Below are 22953 nucleotides of genomic sequence, written 5' to 3'. Positions count from 1 at the left end.
ACCGCCGAGCAGGTTCTGGAGGGTTCAGTGAGCAGTGACGACTCGAACGAGGGCGGAATCTCCCGCCGCGGCTTCCTCGCGCGGACAGCGACCGCGTCCGCCGCGCTGGCCGTCGCCGGACCGGACGCGGCGGGCGCGGAGCCCAACGGCCGGGGAGACGGTCTCGTCGACGTGGAGTTGCGGGTCAACGAACGCGTGGAGCGGCTTCGGCTCGATCCGCGGGTGACGTTGCTCGACACGGTACGCGACAGGCTCGGGTTGACCGGGACGAAGAAGGGCTGCGACCGCGGTCAGTGCGGGGCGTGCACGGTGCACGTCGACGGACGGCGGGTGCTGGCCTGCCTGACGCTGGCGGGCTCGGTCAGCGGTCGAAGGGTCACCACCATCGAGGGGTTGGCGCGCGGCTCCGCGTTGCATCCGGTGCAGCAGGCGTTCCTCGACCACGACGGTTTCCAGTGCGGCTTCTGCACTTCCGGGCAGATCATGTCGGCGGTCGCCGTCCTTCGGGAAGGACAGGCACGTTCGCCGGAGCAGATCCGGGAGCTCATGTCCGGCAACATCTGCCGTTGCGGCGCGTACGGCCCCATCGTCGACGCGATCCGGGCCGTGGGAGCGGCGGACTGATGCGGCCCTACGACTTCGCGATCACCCGCGGGGTGGCCGAGGCGCTCGACCGCGGTGGCGCGCCGGGCGCCGCCTATCTCGCGGGCGGCACGACGCTGGTGGACCTCATGAAGCTCGAAGTGCTGACACCGAGCCGGGTGGTCGACATCAACCGCCTGCCGCTGACCGGGGTGTGGATGGACCGGCACGGGCTGCACATCGCCGCGCTCGAGCGGATGAGCGACGTGGCCGCGCATCCGCTGGTGGGTGCGCGGTATCCCGTGCTCGCCGAGGCGCTGCTGGCCAGTGCCTCACCTCAGCTGCGCAACATGGCCAGCATCGGCGGGAACCTGTTGCAGCGCAGCAGATGCGGCTACTTCCGGGACACCGCGACGCCGTGCAACAAACGAACCCCCGGCTCCGGCTGCCCGGCGATCACGGGCGCCAACCGCTCGCACGCCATCCTGGGCACCAGTGACGCCTGTGTGTCCACGCATCCGAGTGACCTCGCGGTGGCCCTCGTGGCGTTGGACGCCTCGGTGCGGCTCACCGGCCGGGGAGGCTCACGCGACGTCCGGCTCGACGGGTTCTACCGGCTGCCCGGCACCACGCCGCATCTCGAGAACGACCTCCGGCCGGGCGAGCTGGTGACCGAAGTGACCGTGCCCCGGCTTGTCTGGGCCGATCGGTCGGCCTACGTCAAGGTGCGGGACAGGGCCTCCTACGAGTTCGCGCTCGTGTCGGTCGCCGCCGCGGTGCTGGTCCGTGACGGCGTCGTGCGGGACGTGCGGCTCGCGGCGGGCGGGGTCGGCACCCGGCCGTGGCGGTTGACCGCGGTCGAGGACGCGCTGCGCGGCAAGCCGTTACGGCTCGAAGTCGTCGAAAAGGCCGCCGCGGCCACCGAAGGAGCCCGTCCGTTGGCCCACAACGGTTTCAAGGTGCCTCTGCTGAAACGCACGATCACCCGTGCCCTGATGAAGCTGGCGGACCGGCCATGACCTCGATTTCCCGCGTCGAAGGACGGCTCAAGGTCACCGGGGCCGCCCGCTACTCCGCCGACTACCCGGTCGACGGTCTCACCAACGGCTACCTGGTGCTGAGCACGATCGGGCGCGGCACCATCCGCGGCATCGACACGACCGCCGCGCGCCGCTCCCCCGGCGTCCTCGCCGTGTACACGCACACTAACCCGCTGCCCCTGTTCGGCGGGGCCGAATCCGGCATCGGCCACAACTGGCTTCCCCTGCGGGACGACCAGGTTCGCTACCACGGGCAGATCATCGGCCTGGTGATCGCCGAAACCTTCGAGCAGGCCCGCGACGCCGCCGCGCTGGTCCGGGTGGACTACGCGAGTGTCCGGCCGCGGACGTCGCTGCGTGACGGCATGCCCGGCGCCACCCTGCCGGAGGACGTCAACGGCGAGCCGCCGCTGCTCGATCTCCTCGCCGACGGGGTCGCGTCCATCGACCAGGCCCTCGGCGCGAGCGAAGTGGTCGTCACCGCCACTTACACCCAGCCGATCGAGTACCACAGCGCGATGGAACCCCACGCCGCCATCGCGGTCTGGCGCGACGGCTACCTCACTCTCTACTCCGGGGCACAGGCCCCGCAGCTCGCCGCCGGGACGATCGCGGCGACGGTCGGCGTCGACCCTTCTCGTGTGCACCTGCTCAGCCCGCACGTCGGCGGCGGGTTCGGCAACAAGATCCTCACCTGGGGGCATCCCGTCCTCGCCGCCGCGGCGGCCAAGGCTCTCGGCCGTCCGGTCCGGATCGTGCTCACCAGGGAGCAGACCTTCGGCGTCACCGGTCACCGCTCGGCGATGTCCCAGACGGTCTCCCTCGGCGCCGACCGCGGCGGCCGTCTCGTCGCCGTCAAGCACGACGCCTACGCCGGCCTTTCGAGTGGTGGCGACGGGTACCTCTACGAAGCCGCGCCACACACCACCTCGCGTTACTTCTACGCCTCCCCCAACATCCATCTCGGGCAACGGCTGGTGACGCTGGACGTCCCGCCCCAGACACCGATGCGGGCGCCCGGTCCGGAGGCCGGTTCGTTCGCGCTGGAAACCGCGATGGACGAACTGGCGGTCCGGCTCGGCGTGGACCCGGTCGAGTTACGCCTGCGCAATTACGCCACCACGTACCCGGGACGCGGCGTGCCGTGGTCCGGCAAACATCTCGACGAGTGCTACCGCGTCGGCGCGGAGGCGTTCGGCTGGTCCCGGCGGGCCCCGATCCCGAGGGCGGTCGTCGACGGCGAATGGCTGATCGGCACCGGGATGGCGACCGCCGCCTACCCGGCCGCGCGGTACCGCACCACGGGGAAGGTCCGGCTGCAAGCGGACGGCACGGCGGTGGTGTCGACCGCGACCTCGGATCTGGGCACCGGGATGTGGACGGTGCTGGCGATGATCGGCGCCGACGCGCTCGGCATCCCGGTGAGCCGCGTCCGCTCCGCGCTCGGCGACTCCGCGCTGGCCGACAACCCCGGCGCGTTCGCCTCGGCGGGGACGGCGAGCTCGGGCCCGGCCGTTCACGCGGCCGCGCTGTCCGCGACACGCGCGCTCCTCGATCTCGCCGTGACGCACGAACGATCCCCGTTCCACGGCATGGACCGGAATCAGGTGCGCTACGAACGCGGTGACGTCGTGGGCCCCCAGCGGCGGATCGCTTTCGGCACTCTGCTCGGCATCACGGATCGCGCCGGGATCGACGCCACCGAAACCTCGGCGCTCGGGCCCGAACGCGAGCGGTTCGCCTTCACCTCCTTCGGCGCGCACTTCTGCGAAGTGGCGGTCAATCGCTGGACCGGGGAACCCCGCGTGCGCCGCGTGACGACGGTCATCGACGCCGGCACCATCGTCAACGAGAAGACCGCGCGGAGCCAGATCGTCGGCGGCGTCATCTTCGGCGTCGGCCAGGCCTTCCTCGAAAACACCCACGTCGAACCGGATACCGGCCGCATCGCCAACGCGAACCTCGCCGATTACGTCGTCCCGGTCGGCACCGACATCCCGCCGATCGACGTTCGCTTCCTCGACCATCCCGACACCGTCTTCAACCCCCTCGGCGTCCGCGGGATCGGCGAGCTGGGCACCGTCGGCATCGCCGCCGCCCTCGGCAACGCCATTCACCACGCCACCGGCCGCCGCGTCCGCGACCTCCCCATCACCCTCGACAAACTCCTCGACGCCTGACCGTCTGAATGCCTTAGGGTTCTTCGGGTGACGGACGTTATCGAGCTGCGGCAGTACACCCTTCGGCCGGGACAGCGCGAGGTGTTGATCGAGCTGTTCGACCGGGAGTTCGTCGAGACCCAGGAAGCCACCGGGATGCGTGTCCTCGGGCAGTTCCGAGACCTCGACCGCCCGGACCATTTCGTATGGCTGCGGGGTTTCCCCGGCATGCCCGCGAGGTTCCAGGCCCTGACGAGCTTCTACACCGGTCCGACCTGGAAGGCCAACTCGGCGGCGGCCAACGCCACCATGATCGACACGGATGACGTGCTGCTGCTGCGGCCGGTCCGCCAGGGCGTGTTGCCCGGCCTCGACCCGGCAGTCCGGGACACGCCCGCTTCGTCGTTGGTCACGGCCACGATCCACTATCTTCCTTCGCCGCCGGACGAAGAGTTCGTCCGGTTCTTCGACGAGACCGTTCTCCCCCTGCTGGCGAAGGCCGGCGCGACACCGCTCGCCTTGCTGCGGACGGAGTACGCGGAGAACGACTTCACCGGTCTGCCGGTCCGCACGGGTGAGCACGTGCTCGTCGTGCTCGCGTCGTTCCCCGGGCAGGACGCCTACGCCGAGCACATCGGCCGGCTGGCCGCGCTCCCCGAGTGGCGGGACGACGTCGAGCCTCGCCTCCCGGACCGGATCGAGCGGCTGCTGCTCACCCCCACCGACCGGTCGATGCTCCGCTGAGCTCCGAGGAGAGCCTGCTGATCAGGCCGGGTAATTCGGTGCCCGATGCACGGGCCGCGAGCGCCCGCAGGGTCAGGCATTCCTCGCGATACCAAGCGAGGCCGGCCCCGCGGTTCGCCGCGAGGCGGGAAAGCTGGTCGCGCACCGCGCCTTCGTAGTATCCGAGGACGCGGTGCGTCGCGGCGCGTTCCTCGTCCGCCGTGACGTACTCGCCGAGCGCGAACAGCCGCACGAGCCCCGGCACCCGGTACCGGTCCATCCGCAGCGTCTCGACGAGTCCGGCGTCGACGAGCCGCTCCGCGGCGGATTCGGCCGAGGCGACGGGAATGTCGAGCGCGGCGGCGAGTACGGCCGTCGAGACGACCGGCAGGTCCAGCACCCCGAGCCTGCCGAGGACGCGCGTCGGCATCGGATCGGCGGAGTGCCGCAGCAAACGGACGCCGGCCCGCAGCGCGGCGTGGACGCTGAGCCCGTCGCAGGTCAGCTGGTCCAACCGGCGCCGGGGATCGCTCAGCCGCGAAACGAACTCACCGACCGTCCACTCCGGACGCCGCGCGAGCCGGGTCGCGGCGGCCCGCAAGGCGAGCGGCAGATGGTCGCAGAGCCGGGCGAGCCGGACGGTGGCGGTGAGGTCGGCGTCCACCCGGGCGGCGCCGGCGTAACGGCGGATCAGCGCCGTCGCGGCCGTCGCCGGGAGCCTGCCGAGGCGAAGCAGCCCCGCTCCGTCCACCGCGGTGGAGGCCGGACGGCTCGTCAGGATCACCGCGCAGCCCGGCGCGGTGGGCAGCAGATGCCGGATCTGAGCGGAGTCGGCGACGTCGTCGAGGACGAGGACCACCCGTCGATCGGCCAGCACGGTCCGCAGCAGCGCGCCCGCCCTTTCCTCCTCCGGCGGGATGTCCGCGGCCGGTACACCCAGCGCGGCGAGCAGCCGCCCGATCGCGTCCGCCGGCGACGCCGGACCGTGCGCCGCGGACGCTCCGAGCCCCAGATACACCTGACCGTCCGGAAAGGACCCGGTCATCCGGTGCGCGGCGTGCACCGCCAGCGCGGTCTTGCCGGTGCCCGCCATACCGTGCACCGCGCAGCGCTGCTCCCCGCTCGCCAGCCGGCTGGTGATCCAGGCCAGCTCCCGCTCCCGGCCGATGAAAGCGGGCACGTCGGGAGGCAGGGTGCGCGGCACGGCAGGCCGCAGGATCGCGGTCGCGGGTGTCGCGCGCCGCGGCGTCTCCAGCAGCAGCGGGTCGTCCCGCAGGATACGGCCCTGCAGCTCCCGCAGTGGTTTGCTCGGCTCGACACCGAGCTCCTCGACCAGCAGCCCGCGCAGATCCCGGTACGCGCCAAGGGCTTCGGCCTGCTGGCCCGAGCGGTACAGCGCGACCATCAATTGCGCGTGCAGCCGTTCCCGCAACGGGAACTGCGAGACCATCAGCTTCAGTTCGGGCAGCAGCGTCTCGTGTCCGCCGAGCCCGATCTCGGCCTCGATCCGCGCTTCCACCACCGCCAGACGTGCTTCCTCCAGCCGCGCGGACTCGGCGAGGACGGACGGGACCATGGCCACGTCCGCCATCGGCGTGCCGCGCCACATCCCGAGCCCTTCGGTCAGTGTGCCGACCGCGGCGGACAGATCACCTTCGGCGAGGCTCTTCCGGCCCGCCGTCACGAGCTTCTCGTACTCGTCGACGTCGGTCGCGCCCGCGGGCAGCACGAGCCGATAACCGGGTGCCCTCGTGCTCAGCATCCGGCCTCCCGGATCGCCGAGGCCGTTGCGCAGCCGCCAGACGTAGCCGGCCAGCAGACCGGCCGCGCTCGGCGGCGGACGCTCGCCCCACAGCTCCGCCATGAGCTGATCCGCCGAAACCACGCGATTGGCGTTGATCAGCAGGACGGCCAGCAGTGCGCGTTGCTTCGGCGCACCGATCGAGGACCACTGCCCGCCGTCGAAGAATTCGAGCGGGCCGAGGTACCGGAACCTGGCCGGTGACGATGACTCGTTCGCTTCGCCGTTAATTGACGACCACCATTCTCCGGTGCTCTACTCGCCCTTCCGGAATACCGAGGGTGAGGTGCAGGATGGATAACGCTGAATCATGGTTGCTGGAGATCCGGCTGTTCAAGGTGAAGCCCGGAACCCGGGCGGAATTCGACCGGATCAGCCGGGAGGGCACCATTCCGCTGATGCGCAGCCTGGGGATCACGGTCCTCGCGCACGGCCCGTCCTTGAACAACGAAAACGGCTATTTCCTGCTTCGCGCCTTTCCGTCCGAGGAAGAGCGGGTCGAACGATCCCAGTCGCTCTACGCCACGGACGAATGGCTGGCGAAATACGACGGCCCGGTCTCGTCGATGATCGACGACTACGACACGTCGGTGTTCGCCGCGGGGCAGGACTTGGGCCGGCTCATCCGGTAGGGCGGCCCAGCCCGGCCAGCATGAGCGCCTCGGCGAGGCAGACCCGGGCGAACTCGCCGAGGTGCAGGCTCTCGTTCGGACCGTGTGCCCGGGTGTGCGGATCCTCCACGCCGGTCACCACGATCGTGGCGTCCGGGAACTCCGCCTGGAACGTCGAAACGGCCGGAATCGAGCCGCCGACACCGATCTCGACCGGCGAAACCCCTTCCCACGCGGTACGCAACGCGGACCGGACCGTCTCATACCGTGGTCCGGTGGTGTCGATGACGCACGGCGCTCCGCCACCGTCCAGGGAGACCGAGATGGTGGCGCCCCAAGGACAGTAGGCCTCCAGATGGTCCCGGAGCGCGGCGAACGCCTTGACCGGATCGTCGCCGGGAGCCAGCCGGGCGCTGATCTTCGCCCTGGCCACCGGGACCAGCGCGTTTCCTGACTCGAGGACCGACGGCGCGTCGACACCCAGGACCGACAGCGAAGGCCTGGTCCACAACCGATCCGCCAGCGAACCGGTGCCGGTGAACCGGACGCCTTCAGCCATCCCCGCCTCGGCCCGCACCCGCTCAGCCGGAAGCTCCACAGTGGACTCCGACCCCACGGCGAGACCCTCCACCGCGACGTCGCCGTCGTCCGTGTGCAGTGTCGACAGCAACCGGACGAGCGTGGTCAGCGCGTCCGGCACGGCGCCGCCGAACATTCCACTGTGGACCGGGTCGCGCAGGGTACGCACCTCGACCACGCAGTTGACGATCCCGCGCAGCGAAGTCGTCAGCGCGGGCACCCCGACGTCCCAGTTGGCCGAGTCGGCGATCACGACGACGTCGGCGAGAAGCCTGTCGTGATGCAGTCGGAGCAGCTCGGAGAGCGACGCCGAGCCGTACTCCTCCTCGCCTTCGACGAACACCACCACCCCGACCGGCAGGGCGTCACCGAGCGCCCGCAGCGCCACGACATGCGCCATGAGCCCGGCTTTGTCGTCCGCGGCGCCCCGGCCGTAGAGCCGGCCGTCGCGCTCCACCGGCTCGAACGGGTCGCTGTCCCACAGCGCCTCGTCTCCCGGCGGCTGGACGTCGTGATGGGCGTAGAGCAGCACCGTCGGGGCGCCGGGTGGCGCGGGTTTGCGGCCGATGACGGCCGGTTGCCCACCGGCCCGGACGACGCCGGTCTCCAGTCCGCAGCCGCGCAGCACCGTCGCCACCGCCTCCGCGGAACGGTCCACCTGCGCGTGGTCGAATTCGGGAAAGGCTATTCCGGGAATGCGGACCAAGTTCTCAAGATCGGCGCGCGCCGGGGCCATTTCCCGCTCGACGGCCTTTCTCAATTCGGCCTCCGTCGGAAGATTGTTCTTCATGAATCGGATCGTACGGCGCGGCGGCCGGAAAAAGACCCGGTCAGCTGCACGGTGAATCGAACGCCGGGAGGCGGCGTTAATCTCGGGCCATGTTGCTCGGTATCGACCACATCGGACTCGTCACCGAAGAACCCGCGGGACTCGTTCCCGCAATGACCGCACTCGGGATGTCCAAAATGGACACTGGGATCGCCGCCGCCTACCGGGTGGCGTGCGAGTTCTGGCAGCCACCCGGACCCGGCGGCCGCCCCCTGATCGAGCTGGTCTCCCCTGCCGGACCCGGTTCGGCTCTCGACGGCCACCTGGCCAGATCCGGCCCCGGTCTGCACCACATCGCCTTCGAGGTCGATCACCTCGAACCGGAGCTCGACCGCCTGCGCGACGCGGGATTCACCCCGGTCGACCGCGAACCCTGCGCCGGCGCGCGGCCGGGCATGCTGGTCGCCTTCACCTACCTGGCCCGGCCCGCCGGTCTGCTGGTGGAACTGGTCCAGTACCGAGATAGCAGCTCATCGGAGCAACGCGGTGGCCGCCACCCGGCTCGCCGCGACCACGGTCTTCGCCGCACCGCCCGATCCGCCGGTGAAGGTGAACACCCCTGGCACGACCTCGCGTAGTTCGAGGCCGGGCGGATCGTGGTAGCAGTCGGACGAAACTGTCGTCCGATGTGGACAGTGCTCGGCGAGTGGATGCCCGAGCAGGCGGCGGGCCTCGTTCGCGACCCGGTCGACGAGCGCGACGTCCGGCCGCGGACCGGCCGGGTCGACGTCCCACCGGTCACCGGGCAGACCGAGCAGGAAGCCCGCGTCGCCCGCCGGGCGGCCCCACATGCCGGTGCCCTCCCACACGAACGTGCCGAGCCCCGCGGGCCCTCCTTCGTAGACGGTGTACTGGATCTGTTTGACGCGCAGCCCTCCGGCAGGCAGCCCGCTCGCCGCCAGCAGGGCGGGCGTCCACGGACCGGCGGCCAGCACGACCGCGTCGTAACCCGCGGTCGTGCCGTCGGCCAATCGCAGCGCCGGGGCCGGGTCCACGGTCGCCACCGGCATCCGCCGGACCGTGGCGCCGCGGTCGGTGAGCCAGCCCAGCACGGCGTCCCGCAGCCCGGCGGGCGACACGAATCCCGCGTGCCGTTCGACCACCGCGGTCACCCCGGAAGGCAGGCCGCGGAACGGATATCGGGCGGCCAGTTCGGGCGCGGTGAGCAGGGTCGCCGAACCGGGCAGTGCTTCCTCGATCACCCGGACCGGATCGGCGAGCCCGTCCCCGGAGAGCGCCAGGTACACCGATCCGACCTCCCGGTAGTCCGACGCCGCCCGCAACGCCGGGTTGGCGCGCAGTTCGGCGAGACCGGTCGCGGCCAGCCGTCCGGCGGGCGACAGCCGCTCGAAGCCGCGGACCAGCCCGCCGGACGCGCTCGTCGCGTCGCCGTCGGTCGACCGGGCGGTGTACACGTCGATCGTGCTCCGCGGCGCCGCCTGGCGCAGCCGCCAGGCGAGCAGCGCGCCCGCGACGCCGCCGCCGACGATTCCCACCCGCACCGTGACCTCCCTCCCCGGCTCAGCCGGTGACGCCGGCCCGGGCGGCCACGGCCCGGCGCAGGTCGCCGGTGAAATCCGCGACCCGCCTGCGCAACGGCAGTTCGACATCGGGGCGGGCGAGCAGTTCGTCGGCCAGCCGCAAGGTCTCCGCCGAGGCGGCGTAGCGCGGGTAGAGGAACCGCACCAGCACGTCCAGCACGAGGTCGCCGCGCGATCGGGCGGCCGCGGGCATCTCGGCGAAGAACCGCGGGACGTAGCCGGCGGTCAGCTCGGCCTGTTCCGGTTGCCAGAATCCTTCCGCCAGCGCCCAGAGCCCGTAACTGGACATCTCGGTGTCGCCGACGATCGCCTCCCAGGCCGCCTCCTTGGCCGCCGGATCCGGCCTGGCCGCCCGGCATTTCGCCGCGAACTGCTCGCCGCGCGTGCCGGGATCCGCGGCGTGGGCGGCGGCGATCTCGTCCTCAGAGAGCGCGCCGAGCACGGCGAGCCGGTATCTGGTGCGCCAGGCCAGATCCGGGTCGAGGACGAGTCCCGCCGGCAGCCGGGTGCCGTCGAGCCAGCCACGCAGCTCGTCGACGTCGGTGCTGAATTCGACGAGTCCCCGGCACAGGCACAGCCAGATCTCGTCGGACGGCTCGGCCTCGGCGATCCGGTCACGAAGAGCGTCGGCGACGGCGGCGAGCGCGGCGGGCCGCCGCTCCGGGTGCAGGAAGCGGTCGGCGACGTCGACTCGGGCCTGCTCCAGCACCTCGACGACGATGGACGGATCCGTTTCGACGGCGAGCATCCCGGTCACCAGTTCGAGGTGATCCGCGGCCGGGTACACGCCGTCCTGCACCGCCATCAGCAGCGCGCACCACACCATCGCGCGGTTGACCGGGGACAGCTCGGGAAGGAACCCGGGCAGCGCGGCGCGGGAACGATCGTCGAAGCGGATCTTCGCGTAGGTCAGGTCGCCGTCGTTGAGCAGCAGGAAGTCCGGCGCCAGACGGCCCACCAGTTGCGGCAGCGCGGTCCGCGGTCCGTCGATCGTGACCCGGATCGTCGTGGACTCCTCGCCGTAGCAACCGATGTCCAGGGTGTGCGGCCGCGGCACCGGATGCTCCTCCGGGACGTCCTGGCGGACGGCGGCCGCCGTGATCACCCCGCCGGACACCGTGATCTCCGGGGTCAGCGTGCCGACGTCGCAGGTGGAGAACCACACCCGCGCCCATTCCGTCAGGTCTGCGCCGGCGGCCTCGCTCAACGCGGTGAGGAAGTCGGTGAATGTCGCCGTGCCGTACGCGTGACGGGTGAAATAGGTGCTCAGGCCCGCGCGCAGCGCCGGGGTACCGACCCGGGCCGCCAGCTGACGCAGGACCGACGAGCCCTTGAAGTAGGAGATCCGGTCCAGTTCGAGCAGCACCGTCCGCACGTCCGGTCCGGCCAGGCTCACCGGATGGGTCGACGGCCGCTGATCGGCCACGTAGGCCTGGGCCTTGCGCCGGACCGCGAACGTGGTCAGCGGGCCGGAAAACCTCGTCACGTCGCCGGTCACCCGATGGGCCATGTAGTCGGCGAAGGCCTGCCCGAGCCACAGGTCGTCCCACCAGGTGTTGGTGACCAGACCGGCGAGCCACATCAGGGACAGGCCGTGCGCGATCACCACGGCCCTGGTCTCCCGTTCGCTCCGCGGCACCGCGGAGCCGAAGAGGTACAGCTCGCGCAGCAGCACACAACCGGGATGGTCGAGGGAGAGCACGCTGAACTCGGGTACGAAGACCTGGTCGAACTTTTCGAACGGGTAGGGCACGCCGAACAGCCGCCGGTACTCGTCGAGACACTGCCCGGTGATCTCGAAGACCTCCTCGACGTCGGCCTTGAGTCCGTCCGCCAGCGACGCACGGCAATGCAGGCCCAGCGGCACTCCGCCGTGCTCGGCGTGGAACGACTCGTACGGGCCCGCGACCAGCGTCGTCAGATAGGTCGCGAGGGGCGCGGTTTCGGCCAGCCGCCAGTGTCCCGGGCCGAGCCGGGTCGACGGCGCGTTGCCTAGCACCTGCCAGTCGTCGTCGGGGACCGTGACGTCGAAGGTGAAGGGCGCTTTGAGATCGGGCTGGTCGAAGCAGGCGAAGATCCGCGGCGCGTTGTCGATGAACACGTAGGCGTAGAGGTAGACGCGGCCGTCGGCAGGGTCTACGTACCGGTGCAGCCCTTCGCATTCCCGCGAGTAAGACATGTCCGCGACCACGACGAGCTCGTTCTCCCCGGCGAGGCCGTCGAGCGGGAACCGGCCGTCGTCGAGTGCGGCCGGGTCCAGTTCCCGGCCGTTGAGGATCACCGAGCGCAGCTCGCGGGGACGCACGTCGAGGAACGTGGCACCGGGGCTCGCGTCGAAGAGGATTCTCGTGGTCGATCGAAAGGTCTCGTCGCCGGTCGTCAGATCGAGATCCACCCGATACGACCGGATCCGCAGCAATGCGCCGCGCTCTTTCGCTTCGGCCTGCGTCAGACTGGGCATTTCCTCGGCCCTCCAAATAGCTGCATCGCGGCCGCCGAACAGCTCAGGCGGCCGCCGAATAGACAATCACCCGGCCGCCGGACAGCGCATTCCCCGCGCAACCGTGCCGCCCGATCCAGTTGAACACCGCACCGCGCTCGGACGCCGATACAGCGGGGCCGGGACTCAGTTGAGCACCTAGTTCACCGTCGACCGACGACATACCCTCTGACCAGGAGCGCGGGGAGGGGAAACAGTGATCACGCAGTTCATGAGTTGAACGACGCCGATCCAATGGGGACATTTCAGAGGGGACGCGGCGGTCGTTGATTCGACATCCTCGCACTGCCGTACAAATCGAACTTTCCGGTCCGAGGCGACCTCGCCCGAAAACAGTGAAGAGTCGATATTCGGTAATCGGTTCAGGCGCCCAGGACTCATTGAAGAGTAAGTCGCAGGTTTGCCGTACACAACCCGACGGGGGTGCCCATTGACCGGGCAAGCTGACCACGCCTCGAGCCAGGAACATTCGGCTGATTCGAATGACCAAGACGAACCGTCGACCGGGTATCCGAAGGCGGATCAGGTCACCTACAGCGTCCCGGTGGCCGCGTTGCGGCCGGCGGACTCGCCGCGGCTGATCGGCGAGGACGCCGAGCACATCCGGGTGCTGGCCGAACCGGACCGGGCGCTGCCGCCGATCCTGGTGCACCGGTCGACCATGCGGATCATCGACGGGATGCACCGGCTCGGCGCGGCCCGCCTGCGTGGCCAGAGCACCATCGACGTGGTCTTCTTCGACGGCAGCGAGGAAGACGCGTTCGTGCTGGCGGTCAAGGCCAACGTCGCGCACGGACTGCCGCTGTCCTACGCGGACCGTGAGGCCGCGGTCGCCCGCATCGTCATCTCCCATCCGGACTGGTCGGATCGCGCCATCGCCGCGGCCGCGGGCCTCGGTCCCCGGACCGTCGCCGCGGTTCGCGGCCGGATCGACGGGTTGCCGCGGACGACGGCCCGGCTCGGTCGCGACGGCAGGGTCCGCCCGCTGGACAGCACCGATGGCCGTCGCGTCGCGAGCCAGCTGATCGCGGCCTTCCCCGACGCGTCGCTGCGCTCGATCGCGCGGGCGGCGGGGATCGCCCCGGCCACCGTCCGTGACGTGCGGGAGCGGATCCAGCGCGGCGAGGACCCGGTGCCGCCACGCCGTCCCCGCGCCGTCCGGGAGACCGTGGCCGACCGCCGCGACGCCGGCCCGCCCGCGCACGACCACACCGAGCGTCTCTCGACGAAGGAGCGCAACGCGGTCCTTCGGAACCTGGAACGCGATCCGTCGCTGCGGTTCGCCCAGTCCGGCACCCGGACCCTGCGCTGGCTCGTCCACCGGGTGATCGCCGAGGAGGAGTGGCGCGAACTCGTCGACACCGTCCCGCCACACAGCGTGTACGTCCTCGCCGCATTGGCCCGCCGGTGTGCCAACGAGTGGATCGAGTTCGCGCGACAACTGGAACAGCGGGTCGGCACGCAGAAGTCATAACCCGGATACCGCGAGTGAATACGACCGGTGTTCAACCGGGCACCGGGGACGCAGTTGAACATCGAGCAGTTGTCGGCGCGCGAAGCGTGCGGCACTATTCCCGGACACCACGCCTTGTGGCCGAAACACTTTCGGAAACCGCGCCGCGCCAGGCCACGAAAAGTGACCACCATTGCCCGAGAACTCCCGTCGTCCTTGAATGGCGTGCGGCGATTTTCGAATACAGCCGCCCGCGACATCGGCTCATGATTTCTCATCGGAAGACCGGCTCGGTATGAGGAGAAGAAATGGCAGCACCGCTCGCCGAATTCGGCATCGCCGGCTTCGGTTACGCGTTCGGCGAAGACCAGGACGTCGAACGCACCGCCGGTTCCTACGTCACCGACCCGGAACGCGTCGTCGGCTGGGGTTACCGGACCTTCCACCGTGCCGCGGACGGCGTGACCTCGACCGCGCTGGCGGCGGAGGCGGCAGGCCACGCGCTGGCCAGGGCGTCGGTGGACCCCGAGGACGTCGATCTGGTGGTGGTGGCCAATTCCGAGCTGGCGGAGTACCCGTACTGGGACTCCTCCGCGGCGCTGGCGAGGGAGCTGAAGATCCGGGAGCGGCAGACGATGCTGCTGACCGAAGGCTGCGCCTGCGGGGTCACCGGACTCGGCGCCGTCGCCGGACAGCTGACACTGCAACCGGAACTCCGCACGGTGCTGTTCACCGCCGTCAACCGGGTCAGCGAATTCCACCGCAACCGGATGAACGTCAACAACGCGGTGCACAGCGACGGCGCGGTCTCGGTGGTGCTGCGCCGGGGCCACGACCGCGTCACCTGGCTGGCCACCGAACAGTTCACGGATTCCGACTTCTGCGACTGGTTCCGCACCGACGTCGGCGGCAGTGTCACGCCGGTACCGCCGCCCGGCTGGTCGAGCGCGACGGCACCGAGCGGGACCGAACGCGTGCAGGCTCATTTCCGGAAGGATCCCCGGCGGCTCGCGCACTTCAGCGAGCAACTCAACGCGCGGGTCGTCGAGGTGATCGACCGGGCCTGCCGTCGGGCGGGCGTACGGCGCGCGGATCTCGCGCGGTTCGTCTACATCAACGATCCGGACGGCATCGCCGAACTGGCAGGCCTGATCGATATCCCGCTGGCGAAGACGAACCACGATCTCGCCGCCGAACACGGCCATATGGGAGCGGCCGACCAGTTGATCGCGCTCGGGACCTACCTCGACCGCGGGGAACTGAATTCAGGGGATCTCGTCGCGCTCGCCGGAATCTCCATCGGCATGCGCTGGTATTGCACGATTTTCCGAGTCTAGGCAGGGGTCGATGAACGATTTCACGGAATTGCTCGACGGCCTGCGAGCCGCGGTCGACGGCCGGACGGCACCGGCACCGGGGGTGCGCCGGCTCCTGGCGGAGGTCGAGGACCCCGCGACGATGCGCCGCGCGGGCCACCTCCTGGCCGATCTCCCCTCGGTCGCGCCGGATCTCCGCCCGGTCAAGGTGACCGTGCTGGCCACCTGCACGATCGGCCCGTTCGAACACCTGCTGCGCGCCGCGATGATCGCCGTCGGCGCGCAGCCGACCCTGCTCCTCGGTGACTACGGCACGTTCGACCTCACGCTGGCCGCGGGTGAGATCGACGGCTCCCCCGACCTCGTCACGTGCCTGGTGGACGAGCGGTACTTCTTGCCGCGCGACTGGAGCGCCGTCGACACCGAAGGCCTGGCCGCGCACATCGAGGCCCGGTTCGCCGAGCTCCGGGGAGCGATCCTGGCCTGCCTGCGGCGTACGCCGGGCACGTTCGTGCTGCACACCGTGCCCGTCCCGGCCGGGCTGCGCGATTCGCTGATCAGCTGGCGGGCGCGCGCCGCGGCCGCGCGGGCCTGGCACCGGCTCAACGCGGATCTCCTCGGTCTCGCGGAGGAGGACGGCCGGATCACGGTCGTGGACCTGGCGGGCGAACTCTCCGACGTCGCGGTCGCGGCCAGGGACGACCGGCTGCACCGGTACGCCGACCTGCCGTACACCGACGGCGCGCTGCTCACGCTGGCCCGGCGGGTCGCCAGGGTGGCCGCGGCCCGATCCGGGTTGTCCCGCAAGGTGCTCGCCGTCGATCTGGACAACACCCTGTGGGGTGGCGTGCTCGGGGAAGCGGGCGAGGCGGGGCTGCAGCTCGGCGGGTTGTACCCGGGAAACTGCTATCAGGACCTTCAGCGAGCCGTGCGCCGTATGCGCGAACAAGGCGTCATCCTCGTACTGGCCAGCAAGAACGACGCCGGGCCGGTGGACGAGGTGCTGACCCGCCATCCGGAGATGCTGCTGCGGCCCGACGATTTCGCGGTCCGCGCGGTGAACTGGTCGGCCAAGGCGGACAACCTGCGGCACGCCGCCGAGACGCTCAACCTGGCCGCGAACGCGTTCGTCTTCATGGACGACTCCCCGTTCGAACGCGGGCACGTGGCCGCCGAACTTCCCGAGATGGCCGTGGTGGCGGCCGACGGCGACCCCGCCCATCTGGTCCGCTCGCTGCTGCGTCCCGGCTGGTTCGACGTACCGGAGCTGACGGACACCGACCTGAAACGTCCGGCGCTGTACCGCTCGCGGGCGTTGCGCACCGGCTTCTCCACCGGGTTCGCCTCCTCGGAGGACTACCTGCACGCGCTGGGGACGCGGCTGATCGCGCATCCGGTCACCACGTTCGAGATCGGCCGGGTCGCCCAGCTTTCCGCCCGCACCAACCAGTTCAACCTGACCGGGATCCGGTTCGACGAGGGCGCCACGACCGCGATGTGCGCCGACCCGGACCGGCTGGTCGCCTCGTTCGCGGTGTCGGACCGGTTCGGCGACGAGGGAATCGTCGGCGCCGCGTGGATCGAGAGCCGCGGCCGGGTGTGGTGGGTGCTGAATCTGGTGCTGAGCTGCCGGGTGTTCGGCCGGGGCATCGAATTCGCGATCGCGGACTGGATCGTGCGACGGGCCCGCGACGCCGGAGCCACCGCGGTGGCCGGCCGTTACGTGCCGAGCGAGCGCAACAAGGTGGCCGACGGCTTCTGGGAGAAGGCCGGTTTCACCCCGTCTGACGAGGACGGCACGTACACCGTGGTGCCCGCCACCGCGCCGACCTGCCTGCCCACCTGGATCGCCTACCCCGGAGACGAGTGATGACCGAACTGGATGACACGGCCTCCGTCGTGCTGAACACGCTGAGCGAAGTGCTGGGCAAGCCGATCGGCGAACTGCGGGCCCGCGAGGCGCTAGCGACACACGGCTGGGACAGCCTCTCGTCGCTGGAAGCCCTCTCCCGGCTGGAAAGCAGGCTGGCGGTGACGCTCGATCTGCGCGCCTACCACGCCGCGCACACGGTGACGGCCTTGATCGACCTCGTCGCGGCCGCCGCGACGACCAACGCTGGCGCCGGACGGCGCGGATAACCGGGGAGGATTGCGGTGCGATTTCAAGAAGTAGAGCTGCTGGCGATCGGGGCGGGACCGTCCGGCCTCGCCCTCGGCGTCGCCGTCGAAGAGCTCGCGAAGGCGGAGCTCGCGAAGGACACGCTCATCGTCGAGCAGCAGGACGACGTCGTCTGGCAGCGCGGCATGCTGATCCCGTGGACGCAGAGCCAGGTCTCCTTCCTCAAGGACCTGGTCACCCAGCGGAATCCGCGCAGCGCCTTCAGTTTCGTCAACTACCTGCACTCGGTGGGACGGCTGGACCAGTTCATCAACCTGGGCAGCTTCACGCCGTACCGGATGGAGATCTCCGGATATCTGGGCTGGGTGGCCAAATCCCTGCCGAACGTGCGGATCGACTACGGGCGGCGGTGTGTCTCGGTCCGGCCGTTCGGTGTCGCGGACGGGGCCGGCGAGTGGCTGGTCCAGATGGCCGACGGCAGTGCCGTGGTGTGCCGTCATCTCGTGGTCGCGGCCGGACGGGATCCCTATGTCCCGGACACCTTCTCGTCCATCCCCCGTGAGCTGATGATCCACAGCACCGAGTTCGCGGCCAGGATCGGCGAACTCGATCCGGAACGGACGCGCCGGATAGTCGTCGTGGGCGGGGCGCAGAGCGCGGCCGAGATGCTCTGGACAGCACACCAGACGTTCCCCGGGGCACGGTGCACGATGGTGATGCGCTCGATCGGCCTCAACGCCTACGAGGCGAGCAAGTTCACCAACGAGCTGTACTACCCGTCCTTTGTGGACGAATTCCATTCGGCGCTGCCGGAGGCCAGGGCGCAGCTGCTGCGCGAGATGCACCGGACCAACTACGCCGGGCTCGCCCCGGACATGCTCGACACGCTGTACCGCCAGATGTACATCGAGCGGCTCACCGGCACCGAGCGCATCGAGATGATCCCGATGGTCGACGTGGCGGGCGCCGAGATGGACGGCCGCGAGATCGTGCTCACCCTCGTCGACCGCAAATCCGGCCGCCGGTTCACGCAGCGCTGTGACGTAGTGCTGCTCGGCACCGGTTTCACCAAACGGATGCCGGGGATCGTCAAGGATCTCGCGTCCGCGGTCGGGGTGGACGAGATCACCGTCAACCGCAGCTACCGGATGAGCCTGCCGCCGTCGTTCAGCGGGACCTGCCATCTGCAGGGGGTCAACGAGGCCACCCACGGAATCGCCGATTCGCTGCTCAGCGTGCTGGCCGCGCGGGCGGCGGAGATCGTCACCGATCTGCTCGCCGACCGCCGGATGCCGCCGTTGCCCGCCGTCACCGAAAGCGCCGAACGCCCGCTCGCCGCAACTCAAGGAGCGCAGTGACCATGATGGAGATCCGCAAGTTCGACAGCACGCGGCTCAAGCCGGACAACGGTCTGGCCGCCACGCGGCTGCTGCCGTGGCCGGAACTGAACGCGCCCTTCGAAGGCTCCTGGTGCGTGGTGCCGCCGGGCGCCGAGTCCGGGGCGCACAGCCACCACGAGTACGAGATCTGGGTCGCCATGGCCGGATCCGCGGAGATCGTCTGCGACGGGCGCCGGACGCCGTTCGCCGCCGGGGACATCGTGCATTTCCCGCCGCGCTCGCACCACCAGGTGGTGAACAGCGGATCCGAGGAGTTCCGGATGTACGCGGTCTGGTGGGACAAGGACATGGCCGGGCGGTTCACCACCCGCGACGAGGCCGGCGTGTAGATGTCCACGACCATCGTGGTCGCCGCGACGCCGACGTCCAACGGCGACCTGCACATCGGACATATGGCCGGGCCGTACCTGGCGGGCGACGTGTACGCCCGGTATCTGCGGGCCACCGGCGCCTCGGTGATCTACACGACCTGCACCGACGACAGTCAGAGTTACGTGGTCACCACCGCGCGCCGGTCGGGCACCACGCCGCGGGAGCTGTGCGCCGGGTCGACCGAGGCGATCGCCCGTTCGCTCTCCGCGATGGGCATCTCGACGACCGGTCTGCCGCCGATCGACGACGTGTACCGGCGTGCGGTGCTCGAGTTCGTCACCGCGTTGTACGACGCGGGCCGGTTCCGGAAGCGGACGGTGCGGTTGCCGGTCGCGACGCGTTCGGGGACCTGCCTGTTCGACGGACTGGTCAGCGGCACCTGCCCGGTATGCCTGGCGGGCAGCAGCGGCGGGGTGTGCGAGGCCTGCGGGCACCCGAACAACTACGACGAGCTGCTCGACCCGCACTCCACAATGGACCCGGACGACCCCGTCGCCTACCGCGACACGGAGATCCTGGTGCTGCCGATGGAGGAGTACCGGGACCGGCTGACCGCCTACTACACCGCGCAGGCGGGACGGTGGCGGCCGCACGCGATGCAGCTCATCGGGGAGTTGCTGGCCAAGCCGCTGCCCGACGTACCCGTGACGATCCCGGCGGCGTGGGGAATTCCCGCGCCGTTCCCGGAGACCCCCGGGCAGATGCTGTACCCGTGGATCGAGGCGATGCCCGCGGTCATGTACAGCACCTGGTGGTCGGTCGGCGACACCACGCTGCCGCTCGACGAGCACTGGCGCGCCGAACACGAGGCCGACGTCGTCTACTTCCACGGTTACGACAACGTCTACCACTGGGGCCTGATGGATCTCGTGTTCCTGCTGGCCCACGGCGACCGGTACGTCACGCCGTCGGCCAACGTCTGCAACGAGTTCTATGACCTGGCCGGCGAGAAGTTCTCCACCAGCCGCGACCATCTGATCTGGACCGCCGACCTGCTCGCCGAGGTCCCGCGCGACCTCGTCCGGTTCCATCTGGCGTATACCGCGCCGGAGCTGTCGCGCACCGGTTTCACCCGGGAAGGTCTGCGTGACAACGGGTACCGGCGGTTGAGCACGCCGTGGAACGCGCTGGCGGAGGCGATCTCGGAGAAGGCGCGCGGGCTTTCCGGAGCGGTGCCGGTGACTCCGGACGGGCGGCGGCGCGCCGCGGCCATGGTGCAGCGGTTCCGCGGCTGCTACGAGTTGCCCGGCTACAGCATGAACCGGGCCGCCGAAACGGTGCTCACCCATCTGAACCGGCTGCGCGACCTGGCCGCCGGCTCGGCGATCGCCGCGGGCGACCTGATGCTCGAGGCGCGCACGTTGCTGGCCGGCGCCGCCCCGATCCTGATCGACGCGGGCGGCGCGGCGGCCGCGGCCGGGGCCGACCTGTCCCTCACGGCCGAAACGCCCACTTCCGTTCCCGTGTTCCGACTCCCGCGGCTGCCCGAGGAGGCTGGCCATGAAGCTGCTGACCATCGAGACCCGTCAGTACCTGACCTACTACCACTCCCGCTATCGGCAGGTGCAGGCGTTCGGCGTCGATCTGTACGTGATGAACGGTGAAGGGACGGCGGACTTCTGGCCCGCGGACCACTACCGGCTCGTCGGCTCGAAGAAGATCGACGAGATGGTCGCCTGTGCCGAGGAATGGCACGCCACCGAGCATTTCGACGGGGTGATCACCTTTTCCGAGGCGGCGGTGATCGCGGTCGCCACGGTGGCGGAGGCGCTCGGGCTGCCGGGTATCGGCGTCGAGGCGGCACGCAACAGCCGCAACAAGCTGCTGATGCGCCAGGCCTACGAACGGGCGGGCGTGCCGATCCCCGCCTTCCGGTACGTCACCGAACTCGACGACGCGCTGGCGGCGGGAGCCGAGTTCGGCTATCCGGTCATCCTCAAGCCCACCCTGGGCGCCGGGAGCCATCTGGTCTACCGGGTGGACGGTCCGCAGGAAATGGCGCGGGACTTCGCCACGGCGAGCGAGGGCCTGCGGAACATGTTCTGGATCAACGCCGAGGCGGACGACGTCGACCTCGGTCCGATCGGGTTGCTCGTCGAGTCCTTTCTGGACGGACCCGAGTACCTGATGGAGGCGCTCGCCTGGGACGACGAGGTCTACCTCGGCTCGGTCGTCGACCGGATCACCGCGGAGGGCAGGAGTTTCGACGACGACGTGCACCACGCGCCGACCTCCCTGCCCGCCGAGGAACTGGCCAGGGTGCACCACGCGGTCAAGGCGGCCGCCCGCGCGCAGGGCCTGCGGCGCAGCGTGATGCACGCCGAAGTGCGCTACCACGAGGGCAAACCGCATCTGCTGGAGATCGCGGCCAGGGTGGGCGGCGGCGGGCTGGACACCATCGCCCGGATCACCGCGGACTACGACCCGATCCGGTCCGTGGTCGACGTCGGCCGGGGCGTCAAACCGCCCGTCCGCCACTACTGGCCGACCGGGACGCATATCACCGCGATGTGCCTGATCTGCGACGGCGGCGTGGTCGAGAACATCGAGGTGCCGCCCGAGGTGACCGAGTCCGATCGGGTCTTCCTCCAGCAGATCACCGCCCGTCCCGGCGACGTCATCCTCAGACCGCCCGACGGCAACACCATCTTCGGCTTCCTCGGCACCACCGGAACGTCCAAAGAGGACGCTTTCGGGCTCATGACCGAGCTGGCCGGGAAGATCACCGTCACCTTGGAAGGTGACCGGTGAGAACAGCCCGTCCGCGGCGGTTCCTGATGTGCCCGCCGGAACATTTCGAGGTCAGCTACTCCATCAATCCGTGGATGGAGCCGGACAAACCGACCGACGCGCCGCTGGCGCTGGTGCAATGGGACCGGTTGCGGACCCGGCTGGTCTCGCTCGGCCACCGGGTCGACGTCGTGCCGCCCCGGCCCGGCCTGCCCGACATGGTGTTCGCCGCCAACGCGGCCACCGTGATCGACGGGCGGGTACTGGCGGCCAGGTACCGCCATCCGCAGCGGTCCGGCGAGGAACCCGCGTATCAGGCCTGGTTCGCCGAGCACGGCTATCCGGTCCGGCAGGCCGGGTTCGTCAACGAGGGCGAGGGCGACATGCTGCCCACCGGCGCCCGGATCCTCGCGGGCACCGGCTTTCGCACCGACCACCGCGCGCACGCCGAGGCGGCGGACCATTTCGGGCTGCCGGTGGTCACCTTGCACTTGGTCGATCCGTACTTCTACCACCTGGACACGGCACTGGCGGTGCTCGACCACGAGGAGATCATGTACTACCCCGGCGCCTTCTCGCCAGACAGCCAGGCAGTGCTCCGGGAGCTGTATCCGGACGCGATCCTGGCCGACGAGGCGGACGCCGCCGTCTTCGGCCTCAACGCCATCTCCGACGGCGAGCACGTGCTGCTCCCCCAGTCCGCCGTCCATCTCACCGAAAGCCTGCGGGCGGCCGGTTTCACCCCGATCGCCGTCGACCTGTCCGAACTCCTGAAGGCAGGTGGCGCGGCCAAATGCTGCGCGTTGGAGCTCCGCGAACCCCTCCCCTCCACAGAAAGGCGCCGCGAGCCATCATGATCAACTACGAAGGACGGCGGTTCAGTCCGGTCGCCGTCGACGGCACCGACGACGGCAGCGAGGACCGGGTGGCGGTCTACCGGCAGAACGGCGACCTGATCTGGGGCGAGTTCTCCGGCGGTAAGGCCCGCCACGGTTCGCTGACCGGGACCTGCGGCCCCGACGGGAAACTCGATTTCGCGTACTGCATGGTCCTGGAGAGCGGCGAGGTGATCTCCGGCCATTGCACGAGCATCCCGCGGATCCTCGACGACGGCCGGATCCAGCTCGACGAGGTGTGGCAGCGCTACGGCCCGCATCAGTCCGTCGGGGTCTCCCGCCTGCAAGAGATCCGGTGACGG

At 70.2% G+C, this 22953-nt stretch carries 20 protein-coding genes; 16 read left to right on the top strand and 4 right to left on the bottom strand.

What is annotated here, in order from left to right:
• Nucleotides 1-27 precede the first annotated feature (27 nt).
• Genes ED92_RS13905 through ED92_RS13890 form a run of 4 tightly spaced genes read left to right on the top strand, consistent with a single transcriptional unit; the run spans nucleotide 28 to nucleotide 4525 of the window.
• The gene (locus tag ED92_RS13905; protein ID WP_037337787.1) at nucleotides 28-624 is read left to right on the top strand and encodes a (2Fe-2S)-binding protein; all 597 of its coding nucleotides are present in this window, start codon (nucleotides 28-30) and stop codon (nucleotides 622-624) included.
• Complete coding sequence (locus ED92_RS13900) at nucleotides 624-1601, top strand: xanthine dehydrogenase family protein subunit M (RefSeq protein ID WP_037337785.1); 978 nt, start codon at nucleotides 624-626, stop codon at nucleotides 1599-1601. The genes ED92_RS13905 and ED92_RS13900 overlap by 1 nt, the downstream gene beginning before the upstream one ends.
• Nucleotides 1598-3802 carry a xanthine dehydrogenase family protein molybdopterin-binding subunit gene (locus ED92_RS13895; protein ID WP_037337783.1) on the top strand — a complete coding sequence of 735 codons (2205 nt, stop codon included), beginning with the start codon at nucleotides 1598-1600 and terminating at the stop codon, nucleotides 3800-3802. The genes ED92_RS13900 and ED92_RS13895 overlap by 4 nt, the downstream gene beginning before the upstream one ends.
• Before the next feature lie 27 nt (nucleotides 3803-3829).
• Nucleotides 3830-4525: an NIPSNAP family protein gene (locus ED92_RS13890; protein WP_037337779.1), complete on the top strand. Its 696-nt coding sequence runs from the start codon at nucleotides 3830-3832 to the stop codon at nucleotides 4523-4525.
• Here ED92_RS13890 and ED92_RS13885 read toward each other — a convergent pair.
• Nucleotides 4494-6446 carry a BTAD domain-containing putative transcriptional regulator gene (locus ED92_RS13885; protein WP_255355348.1) on the bottom strand — a complete coding sequence of 651 codons (1953 nt, stop codon included), beginning with the start codon at nucleotides 6444-6446 and terminating at the stop codon, nucleotides 4494-4496. The two genes, ED92_RS13890 and ED92_RS13885, sit on opposite strands and share 32 nt — an antisense overlap.
• 152 nt (nucleotides 6447-6598) lie before the next feature.
• Here ED92_RS13885 and ED92_RS13880 point away from each other — a divergent pair, with 152 nt between their 5' ends.
• Nucleotides 6599-6937: an NIPSNAP family protein gene (locus ED92_RS13880; protein WP_052120534.1), complete on the top strand. Its 339-nt coding sequence runs from the start codon at nucleotides 6599-6601 to the stop codon at nucleotides 6935-6937.
• Here ED92_RS13880 and ED92_RS13875 read toward each other — a convergent pair.
• The gene (locus ED92_RS13875) at nucleotides 6927-8285 is read right to left on the bottom strand and encodes a dipeptidase (protein WP_037337776.1); all 1359 of its coding nucleotides are present in this window, start codon (nucleotides 8283-8285) and stop codon (nucleotides 6927-6929) included. The two genes, ED92_RS13880 and ED92_RS13875, sit on opposite strands and share 11 nt — an antisense overlap.
• An 89-nt stretch (nucleotides 8286-8374) precedes the next feature.
• Here ED92_RS13875 and ED92_RS41885 point away from each other — a divergent pair, with 89 nt between their 5' ends.
• Nucleotides 8375-8902, top strand: coding sequence for a VOC family protein (locus ED92_RS41885; RefSeq protein ID WP_081975785.1), 528 nt, complete (start codon nucleotides 8375-8377; stop codon nucleotides 8900-8902).
• On the opposite strand, the gene ED92_RS13870 is transcribed toward ED92_RS41885, so the two are convergent.
• Nucleotides 8795-9826 carry an FAD-binding oxidoreductase gene (locus ED92_RS13870; RefSeq protein WP_037337774.1) on the bottom strand — a complete coding sequence of 344 codons (1032 nt, stop codon included), beginning with the start codon at nucleotides 9824-9826 and terminating at the stop codon, nucleotides 8795-8797. The genes ED92_RS41885 and ED92_RS13870 overlap by 108 nt on opposite strands.
• Nucleotides 9827-9845: 19 nt before the next feature.
• Nucleotides 9846-12326 (bottom strand): aminopeptidase N, encoded by a 2481-nt coding sequence (gene pepN / locus ED92_RS13865; RefSeq protein WP_037337771.1) that lies wholly within the window; start codon nucleotides 12324-12326, stop codon nucleotides 9846-9848.
• 583 nt (nucleotides 12327-12909) lie between these two features.
• Here pepN and ED92_RS13860 point away from each other — a divergent pair.
• From ED92_RS13860 to ED92_RS13815, 10 genes are all read left to right on the top strand, one after another.
• On the top strand, nucleotides 12910-13839 hold the full coding sequence (locus ED92_RS13860; protein WP_037339934.1) for a ParB/RepB/Spo0J family partition protein: 930 nt from the start codon (nucleotides 12910-12912) through the stop codon (nucleotides 13837-13839).
• 287 nt (nucleotides 13840-14126) lie between these two features.
• Complete coding sequence (locus tag ED92_RS13855; protein ID WP_037337768.1) at nucleotides 14127-15155, top strand: 3-oxoacyl-[acyl-carrier-protein] synthase III C-terminal domain-containing protein; 1029 nt, start codon at nucleotides 14127-14129, stop codon at nucleotides 15153-15155.
• 10 nt (nucleotides 15156-15165) lie between these two features.
• Entirely contained in the window at nucleotides 15166-17004 is a 1839-nt protein-coding gene (locus ED92_RS13850; protein WP_052120526.1) for an HAD family hydrolase, read from the top strand.
• Nucleotides 17004-17273, top strand: a complete 270-nt coding sequence (locus tag ED92_RS13845) for an acyl carrier protein (protein ID WP_063777588.1) — start codon at nucleotides 17004-17006, stop codon at nucleotides 17271-17273. Before ED92_RS13850 ends, ED92_RS13845 begins: the two co-directional genes overlap by 1 nt.
• 15 nt (nucleotides 17274-17288) lie before the next feature.
• Nucleotides 17289-18611, top strand: a complete 1323-nt coding sequence (locus ED92_RS13840; protein WP_037337767.1) for a lysine N(6)-hydroxylase/L-ornithine N(5)-oxygenase family protein — start codon at nucleotides 17289-17291, stop codon at nucleotides 18609-18611.
• A 2-nt stretch (nucleotides 18612-18613) separates the two neighbouring features.
• Nucleotides 18614-18982, top strand: coding sequence for a cupin domain-containing protein (locus tag ED92_RS13835; protein WP_200882723.1), 369 nt, complete (start codon nucleotides 18614-18616; stop codon nucleotides 18980-18982).
• Nucleotides 18983-20629 (top strand): class I tRNA ligase family protein, encoded by a 1647-nt coding sequence (locus tag ED92_RS13830; RefSeq protein ID WP_063777587.1) that lies wholly within the window; start codon nucleotides 18983-18985, stop codon nucleotides 20627-20629. It abuts the gene before it with no gap.
• Complete coding sequence (locus ED92_RS13825; RefSeq protein ID WP_037337765.1) at nucleotides 20526-21776, top strand: ATP-grasp domain-containing protein; 1251 nt, start codon at nucleotides 20526-20528, stop codon at nucleotides 21774-21776. The genes ED92_RS13830 and ED92_RS13825 overlap by 104 nt, the downstream gene beginning before the upstream one ends.
• A 26-nt stretch (nucleotides 21777-21802) precedes the next feature.
• Nucleotides 21803-22612 (top strand): dimethylargininase, encoded by an 810-nt coding sequence (gene ddaH, locus ED92_RS13820; RefSeq protein ID WP_052120524.1) that lies wholly within the window; start codon nucleotides 21803-21805, stop codon nucleotides 22610-22612.
• On the top strand, nucleotides 22609-22950 hold the full coding sequence (locus ED92_RS13815) for a hypothetical protein (protein ID WP_037337764.1): 342 nt from the start codon (nucleotides 22609-22611) through the stop codon (nucleotides 22948-22950). The genes ddaH and ED92_RS13815 overlap by 4 nt, the downstream gene beginning before the upstream one ends.
• Nucleotides 22951-22953 lie beyond the last annotated feature (3 nt).

Origin of the sequence: Amycolatopsis sp. MJM2582 (genome assembly GCF_000754115.1) — a bacterium.
GTDB lineage: Bacteria > Actinomycetota > Actinomycetes > Mycobacteriales > Pseudonocardiaceae > Amycolatopsis > Amycolatopsis japonica.
The sequence above is the reverse complement of the archived record's forward strand: the minus strand, read 5'-3'. Positions and strand labels throughout refer to the sequence as shown.

Bases quoted from the DNA above. Each gene is read 5' to 3' on its own strand.
- ED92_RS41885 (WP_081975785.1), top strand. From the start codon at position 8,375: ATGTTGCTCGGTATCGACCACATCGGACTCGTCACCGAAGAACCCGCG.
- ED92_RS13845 (WP_063777588.1), top strand. From the start codon at position 17,004: ATGACCGAACTGGATGACACGGCCTCCGTCGTGCTGAACACGCTGAGC.
- ED92_RS13880 (WP_052120534.1), top strand. From the start codon at position 6,599: ATGGATAACGCTGAATCATGGTTGCTGGAGATCCGGCTGTTCAAGGTG.
- ddaH (WP_052120524.1), top strand. From the start codon at position 21,803: ATGTGCCCGCCGGAACATTTCGAGGTCAGCTACTCCATCAATCCGTGG.
- ED92_RS13830 (WP_063777587.1), top strand. From the start codon at position 18,983: ATGTCCACGACCATCGTGGTCGCCGCGACGCCGACGTCCAACGGCGAC.
- ED92_RS13895 (WP_037337783.1), top strand. From the start codon at position 1,598: ATGACCTCGATTTCCCGCGTCGAAGGACGGCTCAAGGTCACCGGGGCC.
- ED92_RS13850 (WP_052120526.1), top strand. From the start codon at position 15,166: ATGAACGATTTCACGGAATTGCTCGACGGCCTGCGAGCCGCGGTCGAC.
- ED92_RS13835 (WP_200882723.1), top strand. From the start codon at position 18,614: ATGATGGAGATCCGCAAGTTCGACAGCACGCGGCTCAAGCCGGACAAC.
- ED92_RS13900 (WP_037337785.1), top strand. From the start codon at position 624: ATGCGGCCCTACGACTTCGCGATCACCCGCGGGGTGGCCGAGGCGCTC.
- pepN (WP_037337771.1), bottom strand. From the start codon at position 12,326: ATGCCCAGTCTGACGCAGGCCGAAGCGAAAGAGCGCGGCGCATTGCTG.
- ED92_RS13815 (WP_037337764.1), top strand. From the start codon at position 22,609: ATGATCAACTACGAAGGACGGCGGTTCAGTCCGGTCGCCGTCGACGGC.
- ED92_RS13855 (WP_037337768.1), top strand. From the start codon at position 14,127: ATGGCAGCACCGCTCGCCGAATTCGGCATCGCCGGCTTCGGTTACGCG.
- ED92_RS13825 (WP_037337765.1), top strand. From the start codon at position 20,526: ATGAAGCTGCTGACCATCGAGACCCGTCAGTACCTGACCTACTACCAC.
- ED92_RS13875 (WP_037337776.1), bottom strand. From the start codon at position 8,285: ATGAAGAACAATCTTCCGACGGAGGCCGAATTGAGAAAGGCCGTCGAG.